This is a genomic window from Nocardioides sp. S5 (assembly GCF_017310035.1).
Lineage (GTDB): Bacteria > Actinomycetota > Actinomycetes > Propionibacteriales > Nocardioidaceae > Nocardioides.
In genome coordinates this window covers 4,525,565-4,543,217 of sequence record NZ_CP022296.1, presented here as the reverse complement: position 1 = coordinate 4,543,217, position 17,653 = coordinate 4,525,565, and the positions used below count along the sequence as shown (strand labels likewise).

The window sequence follows — 17,653 nt, the reverse complement described above, 5'->3', positions numbered from 1 at the left end:
GGGCACCTCCGGGGTCGCCGGAGGGTCGTGCAGCCGGACGGCGGGAGCCGTCAGCGGCGCGGCGGGCGCGGGAAGAACAGCGGGACGCGGGCGGCGTACTCGTCCCAGCCGGGACGCTTCGACATCGTCTTCTCCAGCAGCCTGGCACCGGTGACGTTGCGGATGAAGTACGTCATGGCGATGGGCGCGAAGATCGTCGCGAGTCCCTGCACCCAGCCCAGCGACAGCGCGCCGGCGGTCCACAGGCCCCACCACACGCACGCGTCGCCGAAGTAGTTGGGGTGGCGCGTCCAGCCCCACAGGCCGGTGTCGAGCACCTTGGGCCGCGACTCGCGCGGCCTCGCGCGGTAGGCGGAGAGCTGCGCGTCACCGACGACCTCGAAGAAGACGCCGACCGCCCAGATCGCCACACCGACCCACACCACGGGCCACCAGCGGACGTCGTACGCCGCGGCGACGTGGAGCGGGAACGAGATCACCCACGCCACGACGGCCTGGGTGAGGAAGACGCGGCGCAGCACCTTGCCCGCACCGGCGTGCCAGCCGGGCCCGCCGAGCATCTCCTCGTAGCGCGGGTCCTCGCCGTGGCCCTTCGACCGCCTCGCGATGTGCCAGGCCAGGCGACCGCCCCACAGCGTCACGAGCACCGCGAGCAGCCACGAGTGCGCGTCGGGCCACACGAGCGCCAGGACCAGCGCGACGGCCACGAAGACCGACCCCCAGGCGACGTCGACCACGGCGACGCGGTCGACGCGCTTGCTGATCGCAGCGGTGACCCCCATGACGGCGAGGGCCACCAGCAGCGCGACCAGGCTCTGGGTCACCACTCGCGGACCGCCGGGAGGGTGTGCGGTGCGCCGGGGCGCACGGACAGGATCTGGTCGACGCCCATGCGGCCGTCGCGGAAGGCGAGCGCGCCGCCGACGAGGTAGAGGCGCCACACGCGGACGACCTCCTCACCGACGAGGTCGCGCAGGCGCGGCAGGTTGGCCTCGAAGTTGTCGATCCAGCCGTTGACGGTGAGGACGTAGTGCTCGCGCATCGCGTGCACGTCGCGCACCTCGAGGCCGCCGGACTCGATGAGGTCGACCGTCTCGCCGACGGGACGCATCGTCATGTCGGGGGCGATGAAGGACTCGATGAACGGACCGCCGCCGGGGTGCTTGCCGCCCCCGGCGCCCTGGCGCGACATCTGCTGGATCAGCACGCGTCCGCCCGGGCGCACCGCGCGGCGCAGCACCTCGACGTAGGTCGGGTAGTTGAGGGCGCCGACGTGCTCGCCCATCTCCAGCGACCCGACGGCGTCGAAGTGGTCGCGCTCGGGGACCTCGCGGTAGTCCTGGAGCCGGATCTCGACCCGGTCCTCCAGCCCGCGCTCGGCGATCCGGGCATCGATGAACTTCTTCTGCTCCGCAGCGATCGTCACGCCGGTGACCTTCGCGCCGAAGTACTCGGCGGCGTGGAGCGACAGCGATCCCCACCCACAGCCGACGTCGAGCATCCGCATGCCTTGTCCCTGCCCCAGACCGAGCTTGGTGCAGACCAGGTCGAGCTTGGCGCGCTGCGCGTCCTCGAGCGGGGTGTCAGGGGTGGCGTGGTAGCCGCAGCTGTAGGCCATCTGGGGCTCGAGGATGAGTGAGTAGAACTCGTTGGAGAGGTCGTAGTGGTGGCTGATCGACGACCGGTCGCGGGCCAGGCTGTGCAGGCGTCCCTTGATCCGCGCCTGCGACGCCGGCGGCGCGGGTGGACGGCCCAGCGCGCCGAGCCCGGAGACGGTGCGGATCGCCTCGACCAGCGCGCGCGGCGAGAGGCGTACGCCGGACAGGCCGCGCTCTGCGCCCACGGCGAAGGCGTGCGTCAGCGCGGAGCCGAGGTCCCAGCCGTCCTGCTCGGGGACGTCGAGCTCACCGCTGACGTAGGCCTGGGCGGCACCGAGCTCGCCCGGGTGCCACATCAGCCGGCGCAGCGCGTCGGGGGAGCGCAGCACGACGAGCGGGGCACCGTCCGGACCGGCGACCGAGCCGTCCCACGCCTCGAGGCGCACGGGGAGGTCGCCCCCGATGAAGGGGCGCACGGCCTCGGCGAGCCGGGAGGCGACCCCGGCGGGAGCGCCGGCGGAGCCGGTCGTCGGGCGCGGGGCGGTCTGGGTCACGGGGTCTCCCGGGTGAAGGTGAGCTGCGAGACGTTGATGTAGCCGCTCGCGAAGCCGGCCTGCGAGTAGGCGAGGTAGAGGTGCCACACCCGCATGAACATGTCGTCGAAGCCGAGGCCGAGCACGGTGTCGCGCTGCGCGAGGAACAGGCGGTCCCACCGGCGGAGCGTCTCGGCGTAGTGGCTGCCCATCTCGAGCTGGTCGACGAGGCGCAGCGTGGTGTCGGCGCGGGTGATCTCGTCGATCACCTCGACGCTCGGCAGGAAGCCGCCGGGGAAGATGTACTTGTTGATCCACGTGTGGCCGTCCCGCGTGGCGAGCATCCGGTCGTGGGGCATCGTGATCGCCTGGATGGAGACGCGGCCGCCGGGGGCGAGCACCTGGTCGATGGTGCTGAAGTAGGTGCCCCAGAACTCGTGGCCGACCGCCTCGATCATCTCCACCGAGACCACGGCGTCGTACGTCGCACCGGTGGCCGCGAGCGCGCGGTAGTCCATCAGCTCGACGTGGACGCGGTCGGAGAACCCGGCGGCGGCGATGCGCTCCTCGGCGAGCTCGAGCTGCTCGACCGACAGCGTGATGGTGTGGACGCTGGCACCGCGGCGCGCGGCGCGGATCGCGAGCTCGCCCCACCCGGTGCCGATCTCGAGCACGTGCGAGCCCTCGGCGACGCCGGCCTCGTCGAGCAGCCGGTCGATCTTGCGGGCCTGGGCCGCGGCGAAGTCGGGACCGTGGCGACGCGGGTCGTCGTGGTCGACCGGATCCGGCGGCGTGGCGACGAGGTGGTCGCCGACCGACCCCGGGCCCCTCGCGACCTGGGTGGTGGAGGTGTCGAAGAGGGCGGAGGAGTAGCTCAGCGTCTCGTCGAGGAAGAGCGCGAAGAGGTCGTTGGACAGGTCGTAGTGGTGCGAGATGTTGGCCTGGCTGTTGGCCTCGGTGCTGCGCTGGTGGTGCGGCAGCCGCGGCGTCACCAGCGCACGCAGGCGCTGGAGGGACGGCGGGACGAGGGTCGCCATGCGGGCCGCGGGCACGGTGAGGAAGCCGGCGAGGTCGTCGGTGTCCCACGCGCCCGTCATGTAGGACTCGCCGAACCCGATCAGGCCGTCGCGGCCGAGGCGGGCGTAGAACTCGTCGGGACGGTGCAGCCGCATGACGGGGCCGCCCTGGCCGAGCCGGCGGCCGGTGGGCTCCTCGATGACGGTCACCGCGAGGCGGCCCACGGCGGCGCGGAACAGGCGCCGGGCCACGGCCGCGGAGACTGCTGTGCGGGGTCCGCCGCGCAGCGGCTCCAGCGGCGGCATCCCCTGGGAGCCGGTCTCGGCGGGGCGGTTCTTCTCGATGGTCACTGCACGCCCTCCTGGCGGTGGCGGGGTCGGGGGCGGATGGGCATGCGCCGCGCCCACAGCCAGATGCCGTGGGCCCGGATGAGCGCGCTGCCGCGCAGCGCCGCCCCCAGGGTCCTGCGGACCGGCACGTTGGTGCGCGACCCGGTCAGGCTGGCGCTGAACGGCGCGGAGCCGCCCGGCGCGTCGGTGTCGTGGCCACGCAGCGTGACGGCGACGTGGAGCCGGTCGGTCGGGACCGGCACCGCGATGTCGTAGGTGCCGTCGACGCCGTGGAAGGGCGAGACGTACATCGCCTTGTCCGTGCGGGCGCGGCCCTGCTCGTCGGGGTGGACGAGGTAGGCGTGGCGGTCGCCGTAGGTGTTGTGGACCTCGACGACGACACCGGCCTGGCGGCCCCGGTCGTCGAAGCACCAGAAGACGCTGATCGGGTTGAAGCAGAAGCCGAGCGAGCGCGGGTGGGCGGCCATGAGGATCGTGCCGGGGCGCTCGCCGGCGCCCAGCGTCACGCCGTTGTCGGCGAGGAACGCCTCGATGTTGGCCCGCAGCGACGCCTCGGGCGAGCCGAGGTGGTCGCGGGCCTCGAAGCGGGCCAGCCTGCCGTGGTCGGGCAGGTCGTCGAGGTCGACGAGCCAGCAGGTCGAGGTGTGCTCGAAGGAGCGCCGGATCGGCGTACGCCGGGTGTGGCGGATCGTGGTCGCGAAGCGGCCCGGGGCCGGCAGCACCGTCGTGGTGCGGGTCCACGGCAGGCCGAGGTGCGTGGCTGCGGCCAGTCCCGAGCGCGCGCCGTCCTCGTGGAAGCCCCAGCCGTGGTAGGCCCCGGCGAAGGCGATCCGCTCGGTGTTGATCTCCGGCAGGCGGCGAGACGCAGCCACGGACTCCGGGGTGTAGAGCGGGTGCTCGTACTCCATCCGGTCGATCACGGTGGCCGGGTCGACGAGGTCCTCGCCGCCGAGGGTGACGAGGTAGTGGGTGTCGGTGGGCAGCCGCTGCAGACGGGTGAGGTCGTAGGTCACGGTGACCACGCCGGTCTCGCTCGCGGGGCGGAAGAAGTTCCAGGAAGCCCGGGCGTCGTGCGCGTCCGGCAGCAGGGAGGTGTCGGTGTGCAGCAGCGCGGGGTTGCTGGAGTAGGGGAGCGCCGAGAGCAGCTCGCGCTGCAGGTCGGTCGGCTCCTCGAGCATGCCGAGCGCGTGGGACGGGTGGGTGGCGATGACCACGGCGTCGAAGGTCGTGGTGGCGCCGCTGCCGTCAGTGACCTCGACGCCGTCGGCGACCTCGCGCACCGAGGTGACCTTGGTGTCGAGGCGTACGTCGGGCAGGCCGGCCTCGACCGCGGCGACGTAGGTGCGCGAGCCGCCCGTCACCGTGCGCCACTCCGGCGACCCGAAGACCGAGAGCATGCCGTGGTGCTGCAGGAAGGTGAAGAGGTAGCGCGCGGGGTAGTCGAGGGAGGTCGCGGGGTCGCACGACCACACCGCCGCGACGAGGGGCTCCATGAAGTGGCGGACGAAGCCGGCGGAGAAGCCGCCCTGGTCGAGGAACTCGCGCAGGGTCTGGTCGGACGCCTGCTGGGAGTCCGTCCCCGACGCGGGGTCGGCGGCCAGCACCGCGCGGGCGCGACGGTGGAAGCGCGGGATCTCCAGCAGCATCCGCCAGTGCTCGCGCGAGCGCAACGTCGAGCGCTGCGCGAACAGGCCGCGGGGGCCGAGGGCGCCGGCGTACTCCACCCCGGTGCCGGCGTCGCTGACGGAGAGCGACATCTCGGAGGGCTGCGTCTCCACGCCCAGCTCGGCGAAGAGCCGCAGGAGCGTGGGGTAGGTGCGCCGGTTGTGGACGATGAACCCGGTGTCGATGGCCAGCTCGCCCTCGGGCGTGGGCACCCGGTGGGTGTCGGCGTGGCCGCCGAGGCGGGCGTCGGCCTCGTAGAGGGTGACGTGGGACGTGCGCGAGGCCACCCACGCAGCCGTCAGCCCGGCGACACCGGAACCGACGACCGCGACCCGACGCTGCCCAGTGCCGCTCACGCGTCCTCGGTGAGGTCGAACACCGCGATCGGGTCGGTGGTGGGCTGCTCGGAGCCGCTGTCGGGCTCGACGGTGATGCCGACGGCGGCGGCGTCGGCCGCCGATCCGTCCAGCACGACGGTCTGGTCGGGATCGTCGGACATCAGGCCGGCGGAGGTGAACTCCTCGCCGTTGATGAACCAGAGCTCGTAGGCTTTGCCCTCGGGGGCGGAGACCATGTCCTCGGTGCTGATGACGGCGCGGTCCTCGGACTTGGAGCGCACGACGGTCGCACGGCCGGCCTCGCCGAGGTCCAGGAAGACCTCCTCGGCGTCGGGCGCCTGCAGGACCTGCTCGGCCGCGGTGAGCTGCCTGACCTGGTCGTCGTCCGACCAGGGCTGGCTCACCATGGCGCCGATGCCGACGAAGAGCGCGAGTGCCGCCGCGACCAGAAAGGGCATCCAACCCCGCCCCCGCCCTGCCGTGGTGTCGGCGAGGGGGGTCGGAGCGGGCTGGGGGACCTCGGGGGCCATCGGACGGATGTGCGAGATGCCGGCCAGGACCGACTCGCGGAGCGCGGCCGGCGGCGTGGTGGCGACGGTCTCGGACAGCAGGGCCGCGGTCTCGCGCAGCTCCGCCACCTCGGCGCGGCAGTCCTCGCACTGGGCGAGGTGCTGCTCGAAGCGGGCCCGCTCGAGGTCGTCGAGCGCGTCCATGGCGTAGGCGCCCGTGAGCTTGTGAAGATCGCTCATGAGGCAACTCCCATCAGGTCTCGCAGGCGGATCAGTCCGTCGCGAATGCGTGTTTTTGCGGTGCCCAACGGGACGTCGAGCAGGGTGGCGACCTCGGTGTGCGTGTAGCCGCCGAAGTAGGTGAGCTCGACGGCCCGGCGCTGCACGTCGGTCAGTGTGGCGACCGCGTTGCGCACGCGGGCCGCCTCCAGCGAGGCCTGCGCGGCCTCGGAGGTCTGGTCGTGGTCGACCGGAGCGGTCTCCCGGTTCCAGGTCTCGTCACGGGTGGTGGCCGCCTCGACCGAGCGGATCCGGTCGACGGCCTTGCGGTGGACGATGGTGAGGAGCCAGCCGGCGGCGCTGCCACGAGCGGAGTCGTAGCGGGTGCTGGAGCGCCAGGCGTCGAGGTAGGCCTCTTGCGTGACCTCCTCGGCGTGGGCAGGGTTGCGCACGACGCGCAGGGCCAGGCCGTAGGCCCGAGCCGATGTCGCGTCGTAGAACTCGGCGAAGGCGCGCTCGTCCCCGAGGGCGGCCTGCCTGAGCAGGTCGGCGAGCCTGGCTGCGTCGCCCCCGGACGGGACGCCCTGGGGCGCCCCGTCCGGTACGGGCCTCACGTGATCCACGTCAGTCATCCTTGCAGTGTGCGTCCAGAGGGACGATCACATCTGCGGCATCAGGACCTGGTCGACGACGTAGACGGTCGCGTTGGCGGTCTGCACGTTGCCGCACACGACGCTGGCCTCACCGATGGTGAAGTCCTCGCCCGAGCCCTCGACGGTCAGCATGTCGCCGGCCAGGGTCTCGTGCTCACCCGCGACGGCGTCGGGGGCGAGGCGCTCGCCGACCACGTGGTGCGTGAGCACCGTGGTGAGGGCCTCCTTGTCGGCGAGGAGCGCGTTCAGGTCCTTCTTGGGGATCTGGGCGAACGCGTCGTCGGTGGGCGCGAAGACCGTCAGGTTCTCGGCCGAGTTGAGGGTGTCGACCAGACCGGCCTCGGTCACCGCGGCGACGAGCGTCTTGAGCAGCGGGTTGTTCGAGGCGGCGGTGGCGACCGGGTCGTCGGCCATGCCCTCGACCGAACCCTCACCCTCGGTGGGGACACCGGCGCAGCCGGGACCGAACGGGCCGTCAGCCATCGGCGCCTCGGACTCCGTCTCCGTGGGCTCCTCGGTGGGGGCCTCGGAGGTGGACTCGGAGGTGGTGGGCTCGGAGGCGCTCTCGGTGTCGCTCTCGCTGCCACAGGCGGCCAGGCCCATGGAGGCGGTCAGCGCGAGGGCGGCGAGGCCCATGGAACGGGTGCGGAGCTTGGTGTTCATGGCGATGTGCCTTTCGACTTGGGTGCCTTCTGTGTGGGCCGTGTGGCCCGCTTACAGGTGGTGTTCGGGGCGGTGGACCAGCTGGATGGGTCCTTCTGCGAAAAACTTTGAACAAACCTTGGACAAGCCCCGGACGCAGGCGTCGGGCGGTGGGTGACGCAGGTTCCGGAAGGCGCGGAACCTGCGTCACCCACCGCCCGACGACCGCAGCCAGGGGGTGGCAGGGAGCTGCTGGGTCAGGACACGTTGACCGAGATCTCCTGCAGGCCCGAGGAGCCCTCGGGGAACGGCGTCATCCGCACGTCGGTCTGGACGTCACCGTCCTTGTTGGTCGCTCGGACCGCGATGAAGTGCTGGCCGGGCTCGGCGTCCCACTCGTAGAACCACTGGCGCCAGTAGTCCTCGTTGACCTGCGGGCCGAGCGTGGCGGGCCGCCAGGCCTCGCCGTCGATGCGCACGTCGACCTTCTCGATGCCGACGCCCTGTGCCCAGGCGATGCCGCCGACGATGATCGGGCCGGCGTCGCTGGTGGACAGCGGCTTCGGGGTGTCGATGCGGCTGGAGATCTTGATCGGCGCGTCGGTCGCCCAGTCACGCTCGGTCCAGTAGGCCTGCTCGGCGTCGTAGGTCGTGAGGGTCATCCGGGTGATCCACTTGCACGCGCTGACGAAGCCGTAGAGACCGGGGACGACCATCCGCGCAGGGAAGCCGTTCTCGCGCGGCAGCGGGCCGCCGTTCATCCCGATCGCGATGAGCGCGTCAGGTTCGGCGAGGGCGGCGCCGAGGGGCGTGGAGATGGTCATGCCGTCCACGTCGGTCGACAGGATCTGGTCGGCCTTGGTCGCGTCGATGCCCGCGCGGGCCAGCACGTCGGCCAGGGGTACGCCGAGCCAGCGCGCGCCGCCCACGTAGGGACCGCCGACCTCGTTGCTCACGCAGGTGAGCGTGATGTCGCGCTCCACGGTGTCCATCGCGGAGAGCTCCTCGAAGGTCAGCGTGACCTCCTGCTCGACGTCGCCGTCGATCGTGAGGGTCCACGAGTCGACGTCGACCGCCGGGACGGTGAGGCGGGTGTCGACGCGGTAGAACTCGTCGGTGGGCGTGCGCAGCGGCGTGATGCCGGGGTACTTCTGCTCCAGGCCGGCCGGGAAGGGCGGCGCGGGGTCGGTGGCGACCGGCAGCGCGACGTCCGTCCCGCCGAGGCGGTAGGACGTCACCCAGCGGCCGAGTGCCCCCATGGCCACTGCCGCTGCGGCCAGGCCGCCGGTCGCCAGCACGACCCCGCGCCGGCTCGGCCCGTCGACCCCCGTCGACGGGTCCGGGGTGCCCTGGCCGTCGATCCGGTGCAGCCACCACAACGAGGTGGCTGCGGTGGCTGCCGCGACCAGGGCAGGAAGGACGTCCAGCGGCCCGGAGCCCGGGCGCAGGACGGCGAGGACTCCGGCGACGCCGGCGAGCCCCACGATGATGAGCAGACCGGTCGCCTCGCGCTTGCGGGCGACGATGCCGGCGACGGCGGCGAGCAGCAGCACGACGACGGTCACCGACCCGACCAGGATCGCCTTGTCGGCACTGCCGAACTCGCGGATCGCCCACTCCTTCAGCGGCGTGGGGGTGAGGTCGATGACGGTCGAGCCGACGGCGAGCACGGGGGACGCCGCCGGCACGGTCACGGCGGCGACGAGGTGTGCGGCCGCGAGGCCCACGACTGTCGACAGCACGCCGTACGCCGCGTGGCGCAGCATCTGCCAGCGCTCGGTCTTGTCCGGTGTCTGCATGGGAGGTGTTCGGAGCCGAGGGCGCCACGGATGGGGTGACGCCGGGCGAGCGACGGTTGCGGCAGGATGACCGCCATGACCGACGCGCCCGCCGAACTGGTCCACTACGACGTCTCCGACGCCGTCGCGACCCTCACCCTCGACAGCCCGGCCAACCGCAACGCGCTCAGCCGCCAGCTCGTCACCGAGCTGTTCGCCCACCTCGAGCGGGCCGGCGCCGACGACGACGTACGCGTGGTGCTGGTGCAGAGCTCCGGCAAGGTGTTCTGCTCCGGGGCGGACCTGGCGGAGGCGACCACCGAGGGCATGGAGGTCGGCGCCCGCCGCATCGTCGACCTGCAGCGCCTCGTCACCACGCTCGACAAGCCGGTCGTGACGAAGAACCTCGGAGCCGTGCGCGCCGGCGGCATCGGCATCATCGCCGCGGCCGACATCGCGATCAGCGCCGACGACGCGACCTTCGCGCTCACCGAGGTCAAGCTCGGCCTGGCGGCGGCGATCATCAGCCTCACCGTGCACCACCGGATGAACCCGCGCGCCGCAGCCCTCACCACGCTGGGCGGCGAGGTGTTCACCGGCGCCGAGGCGGCGGCGTACGGCCTGGTCACGAAGGCGGTGCCGGCCGAGCGCCTCGACGAGGAGGTGGCCGCGGTGTGCGCGAGCCTGGCCACCGGTGCCGCGCAGGGGCTGCGGGAGTCCAAGCGGATCCTCAACCGCGACCTCGTGGCGCGCATCGACGCGCTCGGCGAGGAGATGGCCACGACCAGTGCGCGGCTCTTCGCCAGCGACGAGGCGCGCGAGGCGATGACGGCCTTCCTCAGCCGGAAGTAGCGCCGAGGAACCGAGCTGCGCTGCATCCGGACGGAGGCCTTGCGGCGAGAACCTCCTGACACCCCCGGCGAAGGAGAAGCGTGTGGACACCCAGCAGCGCCCCGGCAGGACCCGCGAGATCGACGGCGCCCGGATCGCGGTCGTCGGCGCCACGGGCGCCCTCGGATCGCTCGTGGCCGCCGAGCTCGACCGCCGCGGCGCGCGGCTGCTGGTGGTGGGCCGCGACGCCGAGCGCCTCGCGGCGCTGGGCCTGGGCGTGCCGGTCGTGGCCGACCTCGGCGACGCGGGCGCCGGTGACGCGGTCGCTGCCGCCGCCCGCGAGCACCTCGGCGGCCTCGACGGCCTGGTCAACGCGGCCGGGGTCGTGGCCTTCGGCGCGCTGGTCGACACCCCCGACGAGGTCGTGGAGGAGCTGTTCCTCACCAACGTCGTGGGGCCGCTCTTCCTGCTGCGCCGCGTGGTGCCGCTGCTCGAGGAGTCGCAGGGCTTCGTGCTCCAGCTCAGCGCCGTCGTGGCCGAGCGCCCGATGCCGCGGATGGCGGCCTACTCCGCCAGCAAGGCCGCGCTGAGCGCCGCCGCGACCGCGCTGCGCACCGAGCTGCGTCGCAGCCGCGTCGACGTCTACGACGTGCGCCCGCCGCACACCGAGACCGGCCTGGCCGAGCGGCCGCTGTCCGGCGAGGCGCCCGGGCTGCCGGCCGGCCTGGACCCGGCCGACGTGGCGCGCCGCATCGTCGACGCCCTCGCCGCCGGCGAGCACGACCTCGGCGCGGACGCCTTCGGGACGCCTGCTCGATGAGCCTGGCCGAGCCCGCGCCCTGGCTGCTGCTCGTCGCCGCCGCCCACCTGGGCTTCCAGCTCACCGTCGACCTCGTCGTCTACCCCGCGCTCGGCGACGTGCCGCGCGAGGCGTGGACCGTGGCGCACGACCGGCACTCGCGCCGGATCACACCGGTGGTCGCGCTGGTCTACCCGCCGCTCGTGCTGGTGCTCGGCTGGACCGCGCTCGCGGACCCGGCCGAGGTGGGCACGTGGGTGGCCGTCGCCGGCGGGCTGCTGGCGGTCGCCACGACGGCCGCAGTGGCCGCGCCGACCCACGGTCGGCTGTCGTCGGCCCCGCCCGAGGACCGGGCGGCGCTGATGCGTCGGCTCGACCGCGCCGACCGGGTCCGCACGCTCGGCGCGGTCGTCTGCGTGGCCGGCGCGCTGCTGCTGGTGGGCTGACCGGGCCGATCAGCCGCGGCTGCCGGCGACGAGGCGCACGAGCGTCGGCGTGGCGAGGCCGAGATAGGTGTCGACGGCCGGGGCGCCGACCGCCGCCTGGAGGGTGGCGCACACCGTCAGGTCGAGGGCGAGCGTGCGCGCCGTGCCGGTCACGTCGGTGAGGACGACGACGTACGACGTCGCGGTGGGGTCGAGCGGGCAGTCCGTCATCGCGCCGCGGCGGACCTCGGTGGTCGCGGCCGAGCGGACGGACTCCGCCGCCGGCGCGGTGACCCGCCACTGCCCGACCAGGTCGCGCCGCGCGCCGACCCCGCGGTAGGCGCAGACGTCGGCCGCCGCTGCGGGCAGGGGGAGGAGCGGGACGGTCGACCGCCACGGCGCGTCGGCGGTCTCCACCAGGAGCTCCGACGACTCCCCGTCGGCGTTCGTCGCCGTGGTGGTGAAGCGGGCGGGACAGGTGACGGGCGCGGACGACGGCTGCGCAGGTCCGGCGACGCCGGCCGCATCCATCAGCAGCGTCGTCTCGAGCTGGCGGAAGAGCACCTCGTCGCGGGTGCTGCAGCCGGTGTCGCCGGCGAGCTCGGCGACGCGACCGTCCGCGAGCCCCACCTCGATGCGGAAGAGCCCGGTCGGACGCCTGGTCGGCTCGTCCGGCATGCACACAGGACGCTCGACCTGCGCCTCCCACAGCCCGGCAGCCACGGTGGTGGCCAGGTCGCCCGTGACCGCCCCCTGCGGGTGCCGCAGCCGCTGGGTGGCGCCCTCCTCGGCCAGGGGGCAGAAGCGCACCCAGGTCGCGGCCTGCTCACCGATCTGCTCGACCGGCGCGTCGGGGGACTCCACGCATGCAGCGTCCGGGCCCGGGGCGGGGGGCGCGTCGTCGGTGAGCAGTCGTGGCACCGCGAACGTGCCGGCCACCGCCAGCACGGCAGTCAGCGCGGCGAGCGCTGCTGCGCCCCGGCGCCGACGGCGTACGGCGTCCTGCGGCATCGCTCCTCCTCGCACACGTCCCATCCAACCTGACGTCCGTGCCGCCCGCAGGGTTCCGCGGATGCGTGGGAAGTCGGCGATGAGGTCGGCTCGCCGGTACGCTTTCCGGTCTGCCCGGAACGGTCGGCAGCAGTTCATCGGGGGATGAGGAGCGGGAGTTGAGCGAGGAGCTCGAAGCGCGGGAGATCGCGGCTGAGCAGGACTACGTCGACGAGGTCTACGTCCAGCTCGAGGCGTCGATGGTGAACGCCCGCGCGCTGGCGACCGAGGGGCGCAACCGCGGCAGGCTGGAGCACGAGGGCGGCCTCGTCGAGCGCGACGCGATGGTCTTCCAGGCCGCCAAGCGCATCGCCCAGCTCGACGCCGCCCACGAGGGGCTGGTCTTCGGCCGCCTCGACCTTGACCCGTCGATCGACACCCTGCCGCGCTACATCGGCCGCATCGGCGTGCGCAACGCCGAGCGCGACGTGCTGCTCATCGACTGGCGCGCGCCGGCTGCCGGCGTGTTCTACCAGGCCACCGCGGCGACCCCGCTGGGCGTCGTACGCCGCCGCGTGCTGCGCTCGCTGCACCGCACGGTCGTCGGCGTCGAGGACGAGCTGCTCGACGACCAGGCCGAGACGGACCTGCCGATCGTCGGCGAGGGCGCGCTCATGGCGCAGCTCTCCCGGGCCCGCGACCGCTCCATGCACTCGATCGTCGCGACCATCCAGGCCGAGCAGGACCAGGCGATCCGCGCGCCGGGCAAGGGCGTCGTGTCGATCTCCGGCGGCCCCGGCACCGGCAAGACGGTCGTGGCGCTGCACCGCGCGGCCTTCCTGCTCTACAACGACCGCCGCCGCTACGAGGGTGGCGGCGTGCTCGTCGTCGGCCCGAGCGGCGTCTTCATGCGCTACATCGAGCGGGTGCTGCCCAGCCTCGGCGAGACCGCGGTCGCGTTGCGCTCGCTCGGCGAGGTCGTCGGCGGGATCCGCGCGACGCGCCACGACGAGCCGGCCGTCGCCGACATCAAGGGCGCGACCCGGATGGCCGAGCTGCTGCGACGCACCGCGCGCCAGCACGCCCCCGGCGCCCCGACGAGCTTCCGCATCTACTGGCGCGACGACACGATCGTCCTCGACCCGGGCGTGCTCGGGCGGCTGCGCCGCCAGCTGATGTCGCAGGGTCGACGCAACCGCCAGCTGCCCCGCGTCGCGAAGACCCTGCTCGACGCGATGTGGCGCCAGGTCACCGGCGAGCGCGGCAAGGAGCGGGGGCGCGAGGCCTTTGACGACGACATGCTCGGCCACGCGGGCTTCGTCGAGTTCGCCACCGCCTGGTGGCCGCCGCTCGACGCCACGACGGTCTTCGGCTGGCTGCGCGACCCGGAGTTCCTGTCCCGCGTCGGCGAGGGCGTGGTCAGCCGCGAGGAGCAGCTACTGCTGGCCAAGTCCTGGTCCTCGGGCGGGCTGTCGATCGAGGACGTGCCGCTGCTCGACGAGCTGCGCTACGCCCTCGGCGACGTGCCGCAGCGCAGCGACGACGAGCGCGACCTCGACGAGACCGGCCTGCTGGAGGGCGGGGTCGACCTCCAGGAGCTCACCACGATCTCCGAGCGCGAGTACGCCCCCGGCGGCCTGGCCTGGTCGGCCCCGACCCACCGCATCGAGGACGACGGCTACGCCCACGTGCTCATCGACGAGGCGCAGGACCTGACGCCGATGCAGTGGCGCATGGTCGGGCGCCGCGGACGCGCCGCGAGCTGGACGATCGTCGGCGACCCGGCGCAGTCGTCGTGGCCCGACGCCCCCGAGGCGGCCACCGCCCGTGCCGAGGCGCTCGAGGGCAAGGAGCTCCACGAGTTCCACCTGTCCACCAACTACCGCAACTCCGCGGAGATCTACTCCTTCGCCGCCGACTACGCCCGCCGCGTGGGCCTCGACGCCGACCTCCCCGACGCCGTACGCCGCACGGGCGAGGAGCCGCGGGTGGTCGGCCCGGTCGACGACCTCGAGGCCGCCGTGCGCGAGGCCGTCACCTCGACGGCGGCGCGGGTCGAGGGCACCGTGGGGATCGTGGTGCCGGCGGCGCGCCGCTCGGAGGTCAACGCCTGGCTGGCGTCGTGGCCCGAGCACGCCGCCGACTCCGCCGGCGCGCGCGCCGCGGTCGACTCGAGCGTCACGCCCAGCGGCGAGGACCGCATCGTGGTGCTGACCGGCCTCGACACCAAGGGCCTGGAGTTCGACGGCATCGTCGTGGTGGCGCCGCAGGAGATCGAGGACGAGTCCGCCACGGGCCGTGCGACCCTCTACGTCGTGCTCACCCGTGCCACCCAGCTGCTGACCACCGTCGGTTGATGTCGCGTCAGGTCCACGGTCGTCCGGCCGTGCTGCTCGCGGTGGCCCTGGTCGCCGTCGTCACCGCGCTGCTCGGCGCGGCACCGGCCGGGGCGTCGCTCCCGCGGGGTGACACCGTCGACTCGGACCCGGCTCCCTCGTGGGGCTGGGAGCACGTCCTCATCGACAACTTCGACGGAGCCGCCGGCACGACGCCGGAGCAGTGGCACCCGATGAACGGGTCGGGCGTCGCCGTGCACAACGGCCTCGGCCAGCTCGACGTCGGCCACCTCGCCCAGCTCCGCACCAACCCGGGCTGGACCCTGCCGGCCGGGACGCAGGTGCGGGTCAAGGCCAGCCTGCTGATGCCCGACACCGGGAGCAACTACACCGCCTTCTGGGTGCAGCACCCCAACGGCGTCGACCCGCGCGAGATCGACGTGATCGAGAGCTACGGCCCGCTGAAGCCCACGGGCGTCCAGGTGGGCTCGCACATCTGTTACGACGACACGCCCGAGACGGCTGTCAACGCCTGCTCCGCCACGGGCCGCGCGCCCGAGCTCTGGCCGGTGACCCAGCACTTCGCGGCCGACGCCCGGCCGTGGCACGCCTGGTGGAACTACACGGCCGACTTCACCATCGGCGGCGACACGGTGTTCTTCAGCGCCGACGACACCCAGGGCAACCGGGCCTACGAGCTGCTCTCGACCCCCGACGCGCGCCGGGTGCCGGGCAACGCGGCCCCCTTCCACCTGCGGCTGTCCAACAAGGACGTGCTGCCCCAGCACGCGGTGCCCGGCGGGACCCGCCACAGCATGCTGGTCGACTGGGTGACCGTCGAGGTCAAGTACCCGTAGGCCGTGGCTCGGGGAGCACCGGGCCCGCGGCCGCGCTCGGACGGCCCAGCCCGGCGACCGCGCCGAGCACGAGCAGGATCCCGACGACGGCCGCCGGACCGAGCGCCTCCTGGAGCACGACGGCCGCGACCACGGCGGCGGTGACGGGCTCGACGAGGCTGGCGGTCACGGCGGTGCTGGGCGCCACGACCCGCAGCCCGGAGTAGAGCAGGACGTAGGCCAGCGCCATGGTCAGCACGCCGAGGTAGGCCAGCCACGCCAGTGCTGCCGGGTCCCCGGTCGTCCGCGGCCCGTCGACGAGCGCCAGGCACGGCAGCAGGACCGCGGCCCCGACGAGCGTCATGCCGGTGGTCAGCGCCAGCGGTGACGACGTACGGCTGATGGAGCCGCCGGCGACCGTCGTCAGGGCGTACGTCGTCCCGGACGCGACCGCGAGCAGCACGCCTGCCAGGGGATCGGGTCCGGTCGAGGACGCGTGGCCCGCGACGCTGACGAGCAGCAGCCCGACGAGAGCCGCCGCCAGCACGACCAGCCGGCCGGTCGCGGGGGCCCGACGGTGCCGCACCGCCTCGGCCACGGTCAGCAGGACCGGGGCCAGGCCGAGGCTGACGACGGTCGAGACCGCGACCCCGACCTGGGTGACGGAGACGAAGTAGAAGCCCTGGTAGGCCGCGGTCCCGACGCCGACTGCGAGCAGTCGCGCCGGTTGCGTGCGGGCGAGGTCGACCAGCTCGCCACCGCGACGCAGGAGCACGAGGGCGACGAGCAGGACCGCGGCGGCCAGCGCCATCCGCCACGCGCTGATCGTCACCGGCGACATCGGCTCGACCTCACGGACCAGCTGGACCGCGAGGCCGCCGGTGCCCCACAGCACGCTCGCGACGGCGACCTCGACGAGTCCGCGCGTGTGCGACACCGGACTCATGCGGCGGAGTCTGTCACCGCTCGCGCACGCTGACATCCGGGTTTCGGCCCGTGGCTCCTAGGCTGGCCTCCATGCCCTCTTCATCGCAGGCAGGCGGCCGCGTCCTCGTCACCGGCGGCGCCGGCTTCATCGGTACGACGCTGGCGCGCGAGCTCGCGGACTCCGCCGAGCAGTGGGTCGTCCTCGACAACCTGCACCCGCAGGTCCACCCGGGCTCGCAGCCGCCGGCCGACCTCCCCGACTCCGTCGACCTGAGGATCGGCGACGTCACGAGCGCCGAGGACCTCGACGCCGTCGTCGCGGACCTGCGTCCCGACACCGTCGTGCACCTGGCCGCCGAGACCGGCACCGCCCAGTCGCTGTCGGAGAGCACGCGCCACGGCATGGTCAACGTCGTCGGCACCACCCAGCTCCTCGACGCGCTCACCCGCGCCGGCCACGTTCCCGGGCACTTCGTGCTGACCAGCTCGCGCGCGGTGTACGGCGAGGGCGTGTGGCGCAACGCCGACGGGTCCACCTTCCAGCCGGGCCTGCGCACCCACGCGCAGCTCGAGGCCGGGACGTGGGACCACGGCGACGGTGCGGCGCACGTGCCGAACTCCGTGGCCGGCACCCACCCGAACCCGATCAACGTCTACGGCGCCACCAAGCTCGCCCAGGAGCAGATCCTGGCCGCGTGGACCGGCTCGCACGACACCCGCCTGTCGGTGCTGCGCCTGCAGAACGTCTACGGCCCGCGCCAGTCGCTGTCCAACCCCTACACCGGGATCGTGTCGCTCTTCTCGCGCCTGGCGCGCGAGGGGCAGTCGATCCCCCTCTACGAGGACGGCGAGATCACCCGCGACTTCGTCTACATCGACGACGTCGTCAGCGCGCTCGTCGCGGCGATCTCCCGCCGGCCCGCCGACCACATGCGCACCGTCGACATCGGCAGCGGCGTCCGCACGACGATCGGCGACCTGGCCCGCGAGGTCGCGCGCTACCACTCCGCGCCGGAGCCGCACATCACCGGCCAGTACCGCGACGGCGACGTCCGGCACGCGTCCTGCACGGTCGAGGACACGGTGCGCCGCCTCGACTGGGAGCCGCGCTGGAGCCTGCGCGACGGGGTCGCCGGGCTGCAGGAGTGGATCGCCACCCAGCTCGATTGACCAGCGACGACCGAGGAACAGCCTGGAACTGGGACGG

16 protein-coding genes are annotated in these 17,653 nt (G+C 73.4%); 6 read left to right on the top strand and 10 right to left on the bottom strand.

Annotation, left to right across the window (positions count from 1 at the left end; all coding sequences use genetic code 11):
- Window positions 1–50: 50 nt before the first annotated feature.
- From CFI00_RS22365 to CFI00_RS22330, 8 genes are all read right to left on the bottom strand, one after another.
- Window positions 51–827, bottom strand: a complete 777-nt coding sequence (locus CFI00_RS22365; protein ID WP_242532578.1) for a DUF1295 domain-containing protein — start codon at window positions 825–827, stop codon at window positions 51–53.
- A complete protein-coding gene (locus CFI00_RS22360) occupies window positions 821–2,152 on the bottom strand; it encodes a cyclopropane-fatty-acyl-phospholipid synthase family protein (protein WP_207083136.1) in 1,332 nt (443 codons plus the stop codon). The genes CFI00_RS22365 and CFI00_RS22360 overlap by 7 nt, the downstream gene beginning before the upstream one ends.
- Window positions 2,149–3,498, bottom strand: a complete 1,350-nt coding sequence (locus tag CFI00_RS22355; RefSeq protein WP_242532577.1) for a cyclopropane-fatty-acyl-phospholipid synthase family protein — start codon at window positions 3,496–3,498, stop codon at window positions 2,149–2,151. The genes CFI00_RS22360 and CFI00_RS22355 overlap by 4 nt, the downstream gene beginning before the upstream one ends.
- Window positions 3,495–5,519, bottom strand: coding sequence for an FAD-dependent oxidoreductase (locus CFI00_RS22350; protein WP_207083135.1), 2,025 nt, complete (start codon window positions 5,517–5,519; stop codon window positions 3,495–3,497). The genes CFI00_RS22355 and CFI00_RS22350 overlap by 4 nt, the downstream gene beginning before the upstream one ends.
- The gene (locus CFI00_RS22345) at window positions 5,516–6,250 is read right to left on the bottom strand and encodes an anti-sigma factor (protein WP_207083134.1); all 735 of its coding nucleotides are present in this window, start codon (window positions 6,248–6,250) and stop codon (window positions 5,516–5,518) included. The genes CFI00_RS22350 and CFI00_RS22345 overlap by 4 nt, the downstream gene beginning before the upstream one ends.
- Window positions 6,247–6,852, bottom strand: a complete 606-nt coding sequence (sigK, locus tag CFI00_RS22340; protein WP_242532576.1) for an ECF RNA polymerase sigma factor SigK — start codon at window positions 6,850–6,852, stop codon at window positions 6,247–6,249. The genes CFI00_RS22345 and sigK overlap by 4 nt, the downstream gene beginning before the upstream one ends.
- Before the next feature lie 36 nt (window positions 6,853–6,888).
- Complete coding sequence (locus CFI00_RS22335; RefSeq protein WP_207083132.1) at window positions 6,889–7,545, bottom strand: fasciclin domain-containing protein; 657 nt, start codon at window positions 7,543–7,545, stop codon at window positions 6,889–6,891.
- Between the two features lie 236 nt (window positions 7,546–7,781).
- Entirely contained in the window at window positions 7,782–9,323 is a 1,542-nt protein-coding gene (locus tag CFI00_RS22330; protein WP_242532575.1) for a molybdopterin-dependent oxidoreductase, read from the bottom strand.
- A 75-nt stretch (window positions 9,324–9,398) separates the two neighbouring features.
- Between CFI00_RS22330 and CFI00_RS22325 the strand changes: the two genes are divergently transcribed.
- The 3 genes from CFI00_RS22325 to CFI00_RS22315 all read left to right on the top strand — a co-directional run bounded on the left by CFI00_RS22325 (window position 9,399) and on the right by CFI00_RS22315 (window position 11,378).
- On the top strand, window positions 9,399–10,154 hold the full coding sequence (locus tag CFI00_RS22325; RefSeq protein ID WP_347401888.1) for an enoyl-CoA hydratase-related protein: 756 nt from the start codon (window positions 9,399–9,401) through the stop codon (window positions 10,152–10,154).
- A gap of 82 nt (window positions 10,155–10,236) precedes the next feature.
- Window positions 10,237–10,953, top strand: a complete 717-nt coding sequence (locus tag CFI00_RS22320) for an SDR family NAD(P)-dependent oxidoreductase (protein WP_207083130.1) — start codon at window positions 10,237–10,239, stop codon at window positions 10,951–10,953.
- Window positions 10,950–11,378 (top strand): hypothetical protein, encoded by a 429-nt coding sequence (locus tag CFI00_RS22315; RefSeq protein ID WP_207083129.1) that lies wholly within the window; start codon window positions 10,950–10,952, stop codon window positions 11,376–11,378. The genes CFI00_RS22320 and CFI00_RS22315 overlap by 4 nt, the downstream gene beginning before the upstream one ends.
- Before the next feature lie 9 nt (window positions 11,379–11,387).
- On the opposite strand, the gene CFI00_RS22310 is transcribed toward CFI00_RS22315, so the two are convergent.
- On the bottom strand, window positions 11,388–12,368 hold the full coding sequence (locus CFI00_RS22310; RefSeq protein ID WP_207083128.1) for a hypothetical protein: 981 nt from the start codon (window positions 12,366–12,368) through the stop codon (window positions 11,388–11,390).
- Window positions 12,369–12,526: 158 nt separating this feature from the next.
- Between CFI00_RS22310 and CFI00_RS22305 the strand changes: the two genes are divergently transcribed.
- Complete coding sequence (locus CFI00_RS22305; RefSeq protein WP_207083127.1) at window positions 12,527–14,704, top strand: UvrD-helicase domain-containing protein; 2,178 nt, start codon at window positions 12,527–12,529, stop codon at window positions 14,702–14,704.
- Window positions 14,704–15,540, top strand: a complete 837-nt coding sequence (locus tag CFI00_RS22300) for a hypothetical protein (RefSeq protein WP_207083126.1) — start codon at window positions 14,704–14,706, stop codon at window positions 15,538–15,540. Before CFI00_RS22305 ends, CFI00_RS22300 begins: the two co-directional genes overlap by 1 nt.
- On the opposite strand, the gene CFI00_RS22295 is transcribed toward CFI00_RS22300, so the two are convergent.
- Window positions 15,527–16,465 carry a DMT family transporter gene (locus CFI00_RS22295; RefSeq protein ID WP_207083125.1) on the bottom strand — a complete coding sequence of 313 codons (939 nt, stop codon included), beginning with the start codon at window positions 16,463–16,465 and terminating at the stop codon, window positions 15,527–15,529. The two genes, CFI00_RS22300 and CFI00_RS22295, sit on opposite strands and share 14 nt — an antisense overlap.
- 71 nt (window positions 16,466–16,536) lie before the next feature.
- Here CFI00_RS22295 and CFI00_RS22290 point away from each other — a divergent pair, with 71 nt between their 5' ends.
- Entirely contained in the window at window positions 16,537–17,616 is a 1,080-nt protein-coding gene (locus tag CFI00_RS22290; RefSeq protein ID WP_242532574.1) for an NAD-dependent epimerase/dehydratase family protein, read from the top strand.
- The last annotated feature ends 37 nt before the right edge of the window (window positions 17,617–17,653 follow it).

What these genes read in the sequence shown, in the direction of transcription:
- CFI00_RS22345 (WP_207083134.1), bottom strand. Translation starts at nt 6,250, where the DNA reads ATGAGCGATCTTCACAAGCTCACGGGCGCCTACGCCATGGACGCGCTC.
- CFI00_RS22335 (WP_207083132.1), bottom strand. Translation starts at nt 7,545, where the DNA reads ATGAACACCAAGCTCCGCACCCGTTCCATGGGCCTCGCCGCCCTCGCG.
- CFI00_RS22330 (WP_242532575.1), bottom strand. Translation starts at nt 9,323, where the DNA reads ATGCAGACACCGGACAAGACCGAGCGCTGGCAGATGCTGCGCCACGCG.
- CFI00_RS22325 (WP_347401888.1), top strand. Translation starts at nt 9,399, where the DNA reads ATGACCGACGCGCCCGCCGAACTGGTCCACTACGACGTCTCCGACGCC.
- CFI00_RS22315 (WP_207083129.1), top strand. Translation starts at nt 10,950, where the DNA reads ATGAGCCTGGCCGAGCCCGCGCCCTGGCTGCTGCTCGTCGCCGCCGCC.
- CFI00_RS22310 (WP_207083128.1), bottom strand. Translation starts at nt 12,368, where the DNA reads ATGCCGCAGGACGCCGTACGCCGTCGGCGCCGGGGCGCAGCAGCGCTC.
- CFI00_RS22300 (WP_207083126.1), top strand. Translation starts at nt 14,704, where the DNA reads ATGTCGCGTCAGGTCCACGGTCGTCCGGCCGTGCTGCTCGCGGTGGCC.
- CFI00_RS22295 (WP_207083125.1), bottom strand. Translation starts at nt 16,465, where the DNA reads ATGAGTCCGGTGTCGCACACGCGCGGACTCGTCGAGGTCGCCGTCGCG.
- CFI00_RS22290 (WP_242532574.1), top strand. Translation starts at nt 16,537, where the DNA reads ATGCCCTCTTCATCGCAGGCAGGCGGCCGCGTCCTCGTCACCGGCGGC.